The 12,649-nt window shown below is 66.6% G+C and carries 13 protein-coding genes and 1 pseudogene; 11 read left to right on the top strand and 3 right to left on the bottom strand.

Annotated elements, in window-relative coordinates; translation table 11 throughout:
* Positions 1-321 precede the first annotated feature (321 nt).
* Positions 322-765 carry a M48 family metalloprotease gene (locus RM423_RS12910; protein WP_311423441.1) on the top strand — a complete coding sequence of 148 codons (444 nt, stop codon included), beginning with the start codon at positions 322-324 and terminating at the stop codon, positions 763-765.
* Between the two features lie 837 nt (positions 766-1,602).
* On the opposite strand, the pseudogene RM423_RS12905 reads toward RM423_RS12910, so the two are convergent.
* Positions 1,603-2,599, bottom strand: a pseudogene (locus tag RM423_RS12905) (transposase); the annotation flags it as partial.
* A gap of 942 nt (positions 2,600-3,541) precedes the next feature.
* Here RM423_RS12905 and RM423_RS12900 point away from each other — a divergent pair.
* The 10 genes from RM423_RS12900 to RM423_RS12855 all read left to right on the top strand — a co-directional run bounded on the left by RM423_RS12900 (position 3,542) and on the right by RM423_RS12855 (position 10,972).
* Complete coding sequence (locus tag RM423_RS12900; protein WP_311423440.1) at positions 3,542-3,994, top strand: hypothetical protein; 453 nt, start codon at positions 3,542-3,544, stop codon at positions 3,992-3,994.
* A gap of 71 nt (positions 3,995-4,065) precedes the next feature.
* Entirely contained in the window at positions 4,066-4,911 is an 846-nt protein-coding gene (locus RM423_RS12895) for a hypothetical protein (protein ID WP_311423439.1), read from the top strand.
* A 102-nt stretch (positions 4,912-5,013) separates the two neighbouring features.
* A complete protein-coding gene (locus RM423_RS12890; RefSeq protein WP_311423438.1) occupies positions 5,014-5,607 on the top strand; it encodes a hypothetical protein in 594 nt (197 codons plus the stop codon).
* Positions 5,604-6,527, top strand: coding sequence for a hypothetical protein (locus RM423_RS12885; RefSeq protein WP_311423437.1), 924 nt, complete (start codon positions 5,604-5,606; stop codon positions 6,525-6,527). Before RM423_RS12890 ends, RM423_RS12885 begins: the two co-directional genes overlap by 4 nt.
* Positions 6,524-7,915 carry a CpaF family protein gene (locus RM423_RS12880; protein ID WP_311423436.1) on the top strand — a complete coding sequence of 464 codons (1,392 nt, stop codon included), beginning with the start codon at positions 6,524-6,526 and terminating at the stop codon, positions 7,913-7,915. The genes RM423_RS12885 and RM423_RS12880 overlap by 4 nt, the downstream gene beginning before the upstream one ends.
* Positions 7,916-7,918: 3 nt before the next feature.
* On the top strand, positions 7,919-8,905 hold the full coding sequence (locus tag RM423_RS12875; RefSeq protein WP_311423435.1) for a type II secretion system F family protein: 987 nt from the start codon (positions 7,919-7,921) through the stop codon (positions 8,903-8,905).
* Positions 8,902-9,801: a hypothetical protein gene (locus RM423_RS12870; RefSeq protein WP_311423434.1), complete on the top strand. Its 900-nt coding sequence runs from the start codon at positions 8,902-8,904 to the stop codon at positions 9,799-9,801. The genes RM423_RS12875 and RM423_RS12870 overlap by 4 nt, the downstream gene beginning before the upstream one ends.
* Before the next feature lie 31 nt (positions 9,802-9,832).
* Complete coding sequence (locus RM423_RS12865; RefSeq protein WP_311423433.1) at positions 9,833-10,027, top strand: hypothetical protein; 195 nt, start codon at positions 9,833-9,835, stop codon at positions 10,025-10,027.
* 14 nt (positions 10,028-10,041) lie between these two features.
* Positions 10,042-10,461 (top strand): TadE/TadG family type IV pilus assembly protein, encoded by a 420-nt coding sequence (locus tag RM423_RS12860; protein ID WP_311423432.1) that lies wholly within the window; start codon positions 10,042-10,044, stop codon positions 10,459-10,461.
* Between the two features lies 1 nt (position 10,462).
* Positions 10,463-10,972: a TadE family protein gene (locus RM423_RS12855; protein ID WP_311423431.1), complete on the top strand. Its 510-nt coding sequence runs from the start codon at positions 10,463-10,465 to the stop codon at positions 10,970-10,972.
* A 40-nt stretch (positions 10,973-11,012) separates the two neighbouring features.
* Here RM423_RS12855 and RM423_RS12850 read toward each other — a convergent pair whose 3' ends face one another.
* Positions 11,013-11,642 carry a class I SAM-dependent DNA methyltransferase gene (locus RM423_RS12850; protein ID WP_311423430.1) on the bottom strand — a complete coding sequence of 210 codons (630 nt, stop codon included), beginning with the start codon at positions 11,640-11,642 and terminating at the stop codon, positions 11,013-11,015.
* A 114-nt stretch (positions 11,643-11,756) separates the two neighbouring features.
* Positions 11,757-12,557: a hypothetical protein gene (locus tag RM423_RS12845; protein WP_311423429.1), complete on the bottom strand. Its 801-nt coding sequence runs from the start codon at positions 12,555-12,557 to the stop codon at positions 11,757-11,759.
* Positions 12,558-12,649 lie beyond the last annotated feature (92 nt).

The raw sequence follows: 12,649 nt of genomic DNA, 5'->3' as shown, positions 1-12,649 counted from the left end.
CCTGTCCGCGAGCGCCGCGAAACGGTCATAGCGGCCCTCGCGGGACCCGGTGTGTGTCACTGCGTGGTCTCACGCTGATCCACGGAGACGGCGATTGAGGAAGACGGCCACAATGACGGCGATGTGTGCGTGGGTGGCGCCAGCGGTGACCCGACGCCGGGAGTGCCATTTCGGCGCCTGGCGAGCTGTTGCTGCGTTGCCATCGATCATCGGCAGCCTGCTCGTGTTGCTCGTCTTGTTCAGCTGGCTGGGTGCCTGGGAGGGCTTGGGCTGGTTGGGCTCCGGTGCGGCCGTGTTCTCGGGCCAGGTGAGCAGATCGCGGTGCGCGTCGGCTGCGGCTTCCGCCGACCGACCGCGGCGCAGTCCGCTTTGCTCGACCCGATGTGGGCGCGCGCGCTGGCCTACTGCCAGCTCCGTCCTGACGAGGTGGACCTCTACGTGCAGCGCTCCGCGCAGGTCAATGCCTTCGCGTCCGGAGGTCGCAGTGTCGCCGTCACCACCGGGGTCGTCGCGGATTTTGCGGCACGACGCCTCGGCGAGGCGCACATCATCGCGATCATGACCCACGACCGGTCATCACCAGACGGGAGCGACTCGATTCGCCCCGCTCAGCAACTGGCTCGCCGGACCGTGGCGGGTGCTGTCCCGGCTGGTCATCGGGGTAGCGCTGGCCCGTCCGGACGGCAACCTCGTCGCCTGCTCGGCGTGGTCCTCGTCGCCGGCGTCCCGGTGGCGATCGTGCAGGCCGTCCAGCAACGACACTGAACGGTGGCGTTCACGCTCGGAACTGTCGCCGTCGCGGCGGTGCTGTGCCCGATCGCCATGCCGCGGTGAGCAGGCGCAACCAGTTCGCCGCCGACCGATTTGCCGCGCGCCGCGGTCTGGGGGCCGCGTCTGGCTAGCGCGCTGATGGCCATGAACGGTGGCCGGGCACCGCGGCGGCGGGGGCGTCACGGGTGCTCGCCAGCCACCCGGATGGGGCCGCTCGGGTCTGGCGGCTAAAGGCGCCCCAAGCGTGAGCTGTGTCAAATGCGCGGCCCGCAGACGGCGCCGGTAGGAGCTGACGGCGGCGGCAAGTTCGTTGGCCGGCGGTGGTGTCGGCGCCGGGTCGTGGCTGGGTGGCGCTGAACGCTGTTGGGTGGTTGATGCCCGCCGCGGCGTCCTCGTCCAGATCGGCGGCGAAGGTCGGCAGTCATCAACCTCGACGACCGCGGGCATGACAGAGACGACCAGGCCGCGCCACCGGTCAACGGTTGTTGCTCGAGCTGCGGCGTCAGCGTCGCTCGCTCGTCGTCAGTGCCAAACACCATGCCTGTGCGTGCCCAGGCATGGCCGTGGAGCAGCTTGTCGAGGTCATCGAGGGCGGGGGTTTCCCGGTCGACCCCGACGGTCCTGGGGTGACGACGGTCAGCATGGCGCGCATCGGCTCGTAGTCCCCGTTGCAGGCGGCTGCGGCCCCGATGTGGTTGCGCTCGCTGCTGATCTGCGACCGGTCCAATGTGTGTATCCGGCGGCTGCGGAATTTGTCAAGGTGGTTGAGGCCAGCAGGAGTTGTGCGGCGGTGGAGTCGATCCCCTGTTCTTGATCTCCAGTCTGGGTGATGGGTGGGTTGATCCAGGCGGCGTCGGGGAGGTCGAGGATTTTCGGGTCGAGGCTCTTGAGAACCGGTGTGGGGTGGCTGCCCGGGCGGCGGCGAGGGTCCACCGTCGTCGTTGGTCGGTGTCCGCGGCGAGGCCGTCCTCTATGTCGGTGGGGGTGTGTAGCCCGATACCGGTGTGGTGGTGGTCGGGGTTGTAGTACTGCACGAACTCGCTGAGGAAGCTGCGGGCGTGCTGCATCGAGCCGAACCGGTCGGGGAACACCGGGGCGTATTTCAAGGTCTTGACCAGGCGTCGGAGAACGGGTTGTCATTCGACACCCGCGGTCGCGAGTGGGAGCCCACGGTGCCCAAGTCGGTGAGCAGCGCGGCGACGCTCTTGGACGTCATGGAGGTGCCGCGGTCGGCGTGCACGACCCGCGGGGTGCCGTGGACCGTGAAGACCGAACGCATCATTTCCTCAGCCACGACAGCCAATTCCACTGCGTGCACGCACGCACCGACGATGTCGCGAGAGTAGATGTCGATCATCACGTAGGCGTCGTAGTAGCTGGCCTTGACCGGGCCGCGCACCTTGGTGATGTCCCAGCCGAACACCTACCCGGCCCGGTCGCCACCAGCTCCGGACGCACCCACGCCAGATGACGGGCCAGCCGGCGACGGAGCGCGTGTGCCTTTCCCATGATGTCTAACGCCACCTCGGTCCGCGCCAGACGACGCTCGGCCCGGCCGAGCTGGGAGCGTAGCCGGGCGATCTCGGCCTGCTCAGCGCTGAGCCGCCCGACCTTCGCACCGGCCGCTTTGCCGTCCAGCACGCCAGCGTCAGGCAGCTTGCGCCACTCGGTCATCTGCGAGGAGCATAATTCCTCCCCGCCGCAGATACGCCCTACCCTGACCATCGCGGCACGCCTCGTCGTAGGCGTCCAGATGCTGCAACTTCTCGCCTGGAGCAAAGGCTCTCCGCCGAGACGGACCACCGGCCCGAGGCCGGGCACCACTCATCGCCCCATCATCGACGACAGGGCGGGAAAGCATCGAACTCGACATCATTATCTTCCGGCCGCGATGCGGGCCATCAGGACCCGATCGGTTCGCCGGCGCTCGGCTGGTGCATTGCTCCCTCTCGACTCCTCGCCGCGCAGGTGACTGCTGACGGGACGTATCCTCTGTGCGTCGACTGAGAACAGGCGCAAATTTCGGCTCGTGACTGCCGCGTCGCCAGCAAAATGCACTTGAATATCGCGGTCGCGGATCTCCAAAGGCGGTGGCGCTAGGGTCGAGCGGGGCTGGTCGTCAGCCAGCGCCGAGTGTCTTACGCGGCGGGTTGTTGAGGCGCTCCTCGACGGCGCGCAAATCGGGTCGGGGCAGCCCAGCCCTTCGTGGCCAGCAAGTCAGTTGGACCTATCCGTGCAGCAGACCCTCGCTGACGTTTGATACGTCACACTTGAGTCCCTCGGCTGCTCGGCCGGCACCGACATCCGGGCCCATGTATGCGGTGTCAGCTCGTCTGAGCCCAAAACTGAGTTGGTCCGTGGGGCCAACATGATTCATCACCAATTTGTCGGAGTCTCGGGTCGCCAGGACGCTTCTGACACTTGCCGAGGGATCCCTCCGTAGTGCCGGAAAAGTGACTGCCACCCGGTATACGGTTTGACTACATGATCGGCGACGGAGAATGGTGTGGCAAGTCAGCGATATCCGCCTTCACCCCTACGAGGCGGTTCGTTACAGTCTGGAGGGTAAGTGGGAAGCTCAACTCGCCGGCGGTCGAAGGCAACGTTGGTCTTGGCTCTGCTGCTTGGCGCAGGGGTCGCAAGCTGCAGCAGCAACGGCGTGGATACACAGAGCAGTTCGCCCCGTGCCAGGCCACCTGATTCGTCAGCCTCAGCGACCGGCCCGTCTCGCGCCGAGGCTCCCACCAGCTCAAGCAGTACAACCGAAACCGTGGGTTTCGGTGACGCGCAGCCAGCTGTAGACGCCTTCACCGCGCTCACCAAGGCGTACAACGAGGCTCTTCGGAATCCGGCGGCGACTTCGCCGACCGCCTTCAACGAGTACGTAGCCGGGCAGGCTAAGAACGCTTACGACGCGTCGCTCGCCGACGAGAAGGCGCAGGGCAGGGCATTTCGAGGAACGCCCCCCGCCAACCGGCTGATTGTCAAATCGAGCGACGTCACGACCACCGTCCCTACCGTGACGCTGGAGAACTGTGTGCTGCTTTCGACGACCCACCCTTGGACTGAGTACACGCTTGCAACGGGTAAGGCAGTTCCGACCTCGGCTCCAGTGAATGTGTCACCGCCATACCCAACAACTATCAAGATGTTCAAGCCCACAGCGGCTGGTTGGGTAGCCACCTCGTTCACCACTGACCCAACGAAGACCTGTACGCGATGAGGCATCCCAAACGGCGGCTGGCGTTCCTAGTCACTGCCCTCGCGACAGCCGCGCCGATGGTTGCAACGATCATGTCTGCGTCGCCCGCCTTGGCGTGCGACATCAACATCAGCCCAGACTGCGTCGGCGTCGGCGTCGGCGTCGGCGTCGGCGTCGGCGTAGGTGGACGTGACGCCGACGGTGGCAGGACCGGACAGGGTGGCGTTCGAACTGGCAGAGGCGCCCCGACTCCACCCGACCGATGCGCGAAGTATCCGGCCGGTTATTACGAGGACTGCAAGACCTGGAAGGGTCAGGGTTGCCTGGACCTGTTCGACCGGTATCACGGCGTGATGCCGGTGGTTGCCTTCAACATGTTCGTTATGGCGAGCGGCTGCCCGGGAGTCGCTGCTGGGGCCGCGCCGCCGCCTCCTACGCCGGCGCAGCTTGCTGAGCGGGCTGCGGCGACGTTCTTGCTGCCTCATCCGTCTGGTCATAGGTCGCCATCTGAGGACAAGGACATCGGGGGATATCCGTTCACGTACATCAACTTGTGGACGTTCTATTGGACTGATCCAGGGACGTGGAGGTCGCTGACGGCGACCGCTGAGGCCGGCGGTAACTATGCGACGGTTACTGCTACGCCGGTGTCGCTGACCTTTGACCCTGGCAACGGATTGGGTTCGGTGTGGTGCGTGGGCCCGGGTCGTCCGTGGGTGGAGTCCGACGGCGACAGTGCGCCGAGTGGGCAGGCGTGCGGCTACCAGTACTCGAAGGTTACGGGGCCTGGTTACGAGCACCCGGTTGCCTCGACGCAGACGATCACGTGGCGGTTGACGTGGATGGGGTCCAACAAGAGCAACGGCACTTTGACGTCGAAGAGGACGGCGACGAACGGGCCGCTGAACGTGCTGCAGGTTCAGACGGTGAATCGCTAGCGGGGGGGTGGGGTTATGGCGTCTGTACCGACGGAGGCGACGGCGTCCGGTAATGGTCTCAAGCAACGGGCGCCGGTCACACGGGCTGGTACACCGCTGCCGGTGCGAGAGAAGCGACCGGCGTTCGTGGCGTTGGCGGTGGTGTTGATCGTCGGTTTGGCGGCTGTTGGCGCGTATCTCTACACCCAGGCAGGCAAGAAGACGCCCGTTGTCGAGGTGGTCAACCACATCGCCGCGGGGCACCCGATTCACCGTTCGGACTTGAGCACGGTCCAGGTTGCCGGGGGCGTGACGGCGCTCGGCGGTGCGAGCCTGTCGTCCTTGGTGGGCCAGACCGCGGCCGTTGAGCTGCTGCCGCACACGCTGTTGCAGCGGGCCATGGTCACCAATGCGCCGACGCTGAACAGCGCGCAGGCGCAGGTCGGGGTCCAGGTGAAGCCGGGCCAAATCCCGGCCGACGGGTTGAACGTCGGAGACACCGTCGAAGTTCTCCAACTGCCGGACAAGAACGCCGCCGCCGTCAGGTCGTCGCCGTCGGCGGTGCTCGTGGAGACCGCTGCGGTGTATGCGTCGGTACCGGATCCGTCGCAATCGGGAGGGACACTGCTGACGCTCGTGGTGCCCCGTTCGGATGCGGCGGTGATCGCGATGGCCAGCAACGCTTCGCTGGTCGCGTTGGTGCGGGTGGGCCCATGATCGTCACTGTCTGCTCGGACAAGGGCAGTCCTGGCGTGTCGACAGTGGCCACCGCGCTGACGATGCTCTGGCCGGGGGAGCGAGTGCTGCTCGAGGCAGATCCCTCGGGCGGCGACGCCGCGCTACGGTTCCGGACTCCCGAAGGCCGGCTGTTGGGGCGCCAGCCCACGCTGCGTGGACTGAGTATCGACGCCCGCAGCGGATCGCTGCCGTCGATGACTGCCTACGCGCATGAGACGAGCCTCGGCGTGCCGGTTATTCCGGCTACCGACATGCGCACCGAAGACTTCGCTCTGATCGCGCGGCAGTGGCCGGCGGTCGCGGCGGCGGCGCACGCGTGGCGCGGCACGGTGATCGTCGACGTGGGTCGCCTGCAGGAGGAAACAGCGTCCGGTGCGGTGGCAGCAGCGTCGACCATCGTGCTGCTGATCGGCCGGTCAACACCAGAAGCCCTCTACCACCTGCGCGAGCGAGCCAGCGCGCTCGCCGCGCGACTCGGGCAGGGTATGTACGGCCGCTCGCCGCTGACCGTCGCACTGATCTGCTCAGCCCGAGACCACAAGGCCCGGCTGAGCGATCTACAGGCCCACCTGGAAGCTGATGCCGCAACCACCGACATTCCGATTGCTGGGTGGATCGCTGACGATCCGCGCGCGGTGCAATTGATGCGCGATGGCCAGGTGACCAAGAAGCTGACGACGAGTGACCTGATTCGCTCGACGAGCAAGGTCGCGGAGACGCTGCTGTCATGGTGGCCGCAGGTCCGCGGCCAACAGCAGCAGGCCGGGCAGCCGACACCGCTGACTGCGGTGCCTTCGCAACAGCCGCCCGCGCCCCAGGCAACTGCGCCGCCAACTGATCCGCCTGGCATGGGTCCACCGCCGGTTGGTCCGTTGATGAGCACCGGGGGCTGGTCATGAGCGATCTGCTGGACTACCGGCTGGTCCGTGAGTTGCAGGCCAAGGTCGCCGATTTCCAGCTCGATGACCGGCGCGGCTTGCAGGCCCGTGGTTTGCCGGTGCGGTCGGCGGTTGATGAACAACAGCAGGCGCAGAGCTTCATCCGCACCGTCGTCGCCGCGCACATGGACGCCCTGCTTCGCAGCGGCCAGGAGCTGCCGCCCGACACGTCGTATGAGATGCGGCTGCGCTCGGCGATCTACAGCGCCATCTACGGCGCTGGCGAACTGCAGGAGCTGCTCGAAGACGATTCCGTGGAGAACATCGACATCAACGGTTGCGAGCAGACCTGGGTGACCTACGCCGGTGGCGTGAAGCAACTGTGGCGGCCGGTCGCGGCGACGAATGAGGATCTGGTCAGCATCGTGCAGAACCTCGGTTCCTACGCCGGGATGAACGCGCGCCCGTTCTCACCCACCACACCCGAGCTGGACGTCCGTCTGCAGGACGGGTCGCGGCTGTCGGCGCTCATGTCGGCCACCGAGACGCCGTCGGTGAGCATTCGACGCAACCGCTACCCGCAGATGTTTCTGCGTCCAGACATCGCCGCGGGCGCCACCAAACCGGGCACCGAGCGGCCGCCGGACTTGGTGTCGCTGGGCACGGTCACTCAGGAGGTCGCGGATTTTCTTTACGCGGCAGTGCGGAGCCGGTGCAACATCGTCGTCGGCGGGGCGACGGATGCAGGTAAGACGACTCTGCTGCGCGCGTTGATCAACTGCATCGACCCGCTTGAGCGGTTGCTGACGATCGAGAAGGCGCTGGAGCTGGGGCTGTCCCGGCATCCTGACTTGCACGTCGACGTGCGGGAGATGGAGGAGGTTCTTCCCGACTCCGAGGGTCGGTTCGCCGGCCTGGACATCGCCACCTTGGTCCGCCGCTCACGTCGCATGAACCCGTCGCGGGTCATTGTCGGTGAGGTCCTCGGTCCGGAGGTCGTGGAGATGCTATCGGCGATGGCGCAGGGCAACGACGGCTCGTTGTCGACCATCCACGCCCGCGACGCCTCCGAGGTGTTCAACCGCATCGCGACCTACGCCGTGCAAAACGCGATGCCCTCCTTCGAGGTCGCGCACTCGCTGATGGCCGGGGCGATCGACTTCGTGGTCTTCGTCGAGAAGAACCCGAGGATGGGGCTGCGCCGAACGGTCACCGAAATCATCGAGGTCGGCGGCACCATGGAGGGCCGCGTCGCCCAGTCGAGGATCTTCGCGCCGTCGAAGGAGGACGGCAGAGCGACCCGGTCACACGAGATCCCGATCGTGCGGATGGAGCGCCTTACCCGCGCGAGTGAGTTCACCGACGGCCTACCGGCCTGGTCTGCCCCAGCCCGTCAGGATGCGTGGTGATCGGTGCCTGACCTCAACGTCCTGCTTGCCGCCGTGATCGCGGGCGGCTTCGGAGCGGCGATCCTGGTGCTGATCATCGGCATCCGGGGGACCGTGGTCGACCCCACGCGGCCGCCGAGCCACCTGGTCGAGCTGATCCGCACGCCGCGCTCACCACTGTTCACGGTGCGACTGGTAGGAGGGCTCCTGCTGGGGATCATCATTGAGTCCGTCACCCGCTGGCCGGTAGCAGCGATTGGGCTCGGTGGACTGATGGCGTTCTGGCCCGCGCTGATGGGCGGGTCCAAGGATGAGCAACTGCAGATCGTGCGTCTGGAAGCAGTCGTGACGTGGTGTGAGGCACTGCGGGACACGACGACCGGGCACGCAGGGCTGGAGCAGGCGATTCCGGCTACAGCCCAGAACGCGGCCGCACCGATCCGCCCGGCGCTGCTGCGGCTGAGCGGGCAGCTGCGTAGCAAGGTCCCGCTGGAGCAGGGTTTGCAGGATCTTGCCGAGCAGCTCGACCACTCGGCCGATCTGATCATTGCCGCGCTGCAGATGAACGTCCGCACCCGCGGTGACGGCCTGGTCGGGGTGCTGACCAATCTCGCCCTGGCCGGGCGGGAGGAATTGGATCTGCGACGCAAGATCACCGCGGGTCGGGCCGGGGACCGCCGCGCGGTGCAGCTGATGCTCCTGATCGTGCTGGCGGTAGCGACGTTCCTGGTGCTGTTCAGTGACGCCTACACAGCCCCGTACCGGACGGTGGCCGGTCAGATCGCCTTGGCCGTCGTGCTGGGGCTGTTCGCGACATCGTTCCTGTGGATCCGCAAGCTCGCGATGGCCAAGCCGGCGACCCCGTTCCTGCCGGTCGCTGGTCAGCTGATCGACCCGATGCATGCGCGGATCATTGCCGCTTTGACCGGGACGGGGCGGGGCGTCGCCGGGGCGTTGCCTGCAGAGCCCACACGCAGGCGCGGTGGGAGTCGGAAGGTGGGTACCGCGTGATCGTGATGGCTGTCCTGGGCGGCGCGATCGGGGCGATGCTGCTGTACCTGGTCATGAAGATCTTGCCGCCCAGGCACAGCGCGATCGTGGAGTTGGGCAGGTTCTATGCCCACTACCGCGGTGCCGAGGTCCCAGCGATCCCTACCCCGCCCGCCGGCGGCGCCCAAGGCCGTGTGGGGCAGTGGGCGACGGCTGAGTTAACCAAGCGCGGCATCCAGTACACCGGGCTGCGCCACGACCTCGCCCTGACCGGGCAGAGCCTGGAAACGCTGATGGGCCGCAAGGTCATCGCCGGCGTCGCCGGATTCCTGGGCGGCCTCATCACCCTTTCCGGGTTGAAGTACATCGCCGGAATCGGCCTACCGCGGTTCGCGCCACTAACGGTCGCCATCATCGCCGCGGCGGCGCTGTTCCTTGCCCCGGACATCGACGTCCGCAAGGCCGCTGCCACGCGGCGGCAGGAGTTCACCGAGCAGCTGTCGGTATACCTGGACCTGGTGTCGCTGAAGATGGCCGGGCACGCCGCCGCGGCCGCTGCACTACCCGAGGCCGCCCAACGCGGCGGCGGCTGGCCGATGATGCTGATCCGCGACACCCTCTTCCGGGCGCGCCTGTCCGGTCAGGACGAGTGGGACGCCCTCTCGGATCTGGGTCAGCGCATCGGTGTCTCAGATCTACGCGAGCTCGGCGCGCTGATCAAGCTCGTCGCCGCCGACGGCGCCCAGGTCCGCAACACCCTGACCGCCCGAGCGGCCTCGATGCGCCGCGCACGACTGGCGGACGAGGAAGGCAACGCCGAGGAACGCAACCAGTCGATGCGGTTGGCGCAGATGCTCATCGCCTTCGGCTTCATGTTGTTCATCGGCTATCCCGCGTTCGTCAACATCAAGTTCTAGACCGGCACAACCAATCCAAGGGGAACAGAAAATGATCGAGCTCCAGATGCTGCGGGCATGGGCCAACGTACGCGTCGCCACGATCCGCGAGGAGGGCGACGAGGACGGCTTCACCACCCTGGAGTGGGTGGCCATCGCCGGCATTGTGATCGTCGCCGCGATCGTGGTCGCCACGGTGCTGATGAACAAGGCCAAGGACGGCGCCAACAATGTCAACGTCCAGTGATCATCGGTGACTTCATGGCCGCCTTGTCGGCACTGCACAGGCGCTGGGCACGGGTAGTCCGGGACCGCGAGGACGGCTTCACCACGGTGGAAGCCGTCGTCGTCATCCCGGTCGTGATCATCATGTCGATGATCTCGGTGCAGTACGTGATGCTCTGGCATGCCCGCAACGTCGCTGAAGCGGCCGCCCGCGACGGGTTGAGAGTGGCCCGCGGCTACCAGGCCACCAGCTCGCAGGGATCTGCGAGCTGCACCCACTACCTGGACCTGGTGGCGAACAAGATGCTGGGGGATCGAACGTGCACCGCTGATCGAGGCACGCAGACGGTGCTCGTCACCGTCCACGCCAAGGTCATGTCAGTCATCCCCTTCGGCGACTTTGCCGTCGATCAGTCCGCGACCGGGCCGGTCGAAGTGTTCAACGGAGGAGGTTGAGATGCGGGCCTGGGTCACCGGCCGTAGGGAGCAGTTACGAGGACAAGACGGCTTCGCCACGCTGGAACTCGTCATCGTCGCACCGTTTCTGCTGGCATTCGTTCTGCTCATCGTCGGATTCGGCCGGGTCACCCACGGCCGGCAACTGGTCGAGCAGGCCGCCGCAGCCGCCGCTCGAACCGCGGCGCTGGGCAGCACACCCGGTCAGGCCAAGGCCGCCGCCCGGCAGGAAGCCGCCGACACCTTGTCCCAGGCCGGCATCAGCTGCACGTCGATGCGCACTGACGTCAACACCTCGGGCTTCCACCCGGGAGGACAGGTGTCGGTCACGGTGACATGCGTGGCCAGCCTGGCGGACCTGACCGTCGTTGGGTTCCCCGGATCGAAGACGCTGACCGCAACCTCCATGTCGCCGCTGGATCATTACCGCCAGATAGGTCTTGGGTTCGGGATGACTGACGAACGTTTGCACGCGAACCGAGGCGCGGAGGCGTCCCATGTTGCGGAGTAGGCACGTGGGTTCGCAAACCGGTGGACAGTCGGCTTGGTCGTCAGCCGCGTTTACGGCCCAGGAGCCACTGGAACGAGGATTCACCGCCGGGTTCATTCATGGTGACAATCTCATTGATGACGGGGTCGAAGCCGGCTTCGTGGAGCAGCCGGAGATTGGTGTCGGGTCCGTAGCCACTGAAGTACATCGGGACGCCGACGAAGTCGTCCTGCCTCCCGTCGGTATCTCCACGCGCGCTGAGGGTCGCCAGCAGGTAGCCGTCTGCTTTCAGCCAGCCGGCGATGCGCCGGAGCACGTCGGCGTGCTCGACGCGCGGAATGTGAGTCAACGAGTAAAACGCAGTGACTGCATCAAACGTGTGTGGCGGCAGCTCGACAGTCGCTATGTCGGCCTTGGTGAACCGGGCGCTCGGGATCCGGTCTTGAGCGCGGCGCAGTTGCTCTGTCGAGATGTCTATGCCGAGGACGTTGTGTTGTTCGGCGAGCCTGGCTGTGCAGGGGATTCCCGCGCCGCAGCCCAGATCGACAACCTGCGATCCGGGTTGGAGCCGTGCGAGCAGCTGGTCGAGGAAGCGAAGCCGAGGATCACCGGTCGTCTGGTCGACGTAGTCGAGGTAGGCATCGGCCATGGCGTCGTAGCCTTGCTCGACGATCGCGCGCTCGTTCGTCATGATCTACAGCCTGCCAGATGCGCGGCTCGGCGGCGCTGGACATTCGTCGCAGCCGGGTGGGTGTTTGCACGGGTGCCGGCGGTGGCGGGCAACTGCAGTTCGGGTTCGCATCAGTCATCGCTCTGGTGGCACCGAACCGAGCTCGCCGAACCCGGGATGGTCGACGGTGTTCGTATAGCGGCTCGCGGCCTTGATGCTGAGCCCGAACAGGTCGGTAAGGCGGCGGGTATCGCCACGGGTGGCGTGCGCTTCGTGCAGGATGCGGTCGGCGCGGACGGCCGATGCGGTGAGGTCGGTTCCGATCTTGAGCTGGACCCAGCGGAGTCCGACGGCGGTGTCTCGCGAGGCGGAGCGGCTGTTGATGAACAGATGCGGATTGGCGGTCGCGGGCCAGGTGATCGCTCGTTCGTCGAGGTAGGCGGCGACGCGTGTACGGACCGGGGGCGCCAGCGGAATCTCGCGCTCGTCTTGGTGCAGCAGCCGATCTTGGATGTCGGTGAGAAGCAGCCGGCGCACGGCGCCGATCGACACGCCGTGGTAGACGATGAGTGCGACGATTGCCGCTCGGGCCGGATCGATGGATTGCAGGGCTTCGCGCAGCACGGCCGAGTCCTGGGGCACCGGTTCGCGCTCCTGATACTGGCCGGTGACCAGCCGCCCGATCGGGTTGACGAAGATCGTCTTACGTCCTTTGAGAACGCCGAAGATCGACTTCAAGCCCTGGCCGCATCCAGCGCGTGCGTTGCCGTCTGCGGGCAGCACCATCAGCACGTCCTCGCGGGACACCTCGCGCAGCGAGGTCATCCCAGCCGCAGCCCAGGCGCGCAGTGCGGACAACGCGAAGTTGAGCTGGACGTTGATCGTGGCCTCGGCTCGGGGTTTGCGCCGCGGCGACGTGCTGCTTGCGTCGTGCATCACCAGGAATCAGATCCCAAGCTCGTCACGCATCGGCGCAGGGAGCTCGGCGGCGCGTTGGGCGAACCAGGTCTTGACGGCCGGTGTCCGGT

It is taken from the genome of Jatrophihabitans lederbergiae (genome assembly GCF_031845305.1).
Classification (GTDB): domain Bacteria; phylum Actinomycetota; class Actinomycetes; order Mycobacteriales; family Jatrophihabitantaceae; genus Jatrophihabitans_A; species Jatrophihabitans_A lederbergiae.
Note: the sequence above shows the minus strand (reverse complement) of the source record. Positions and strands in the feature narration are given on the sequence as shown.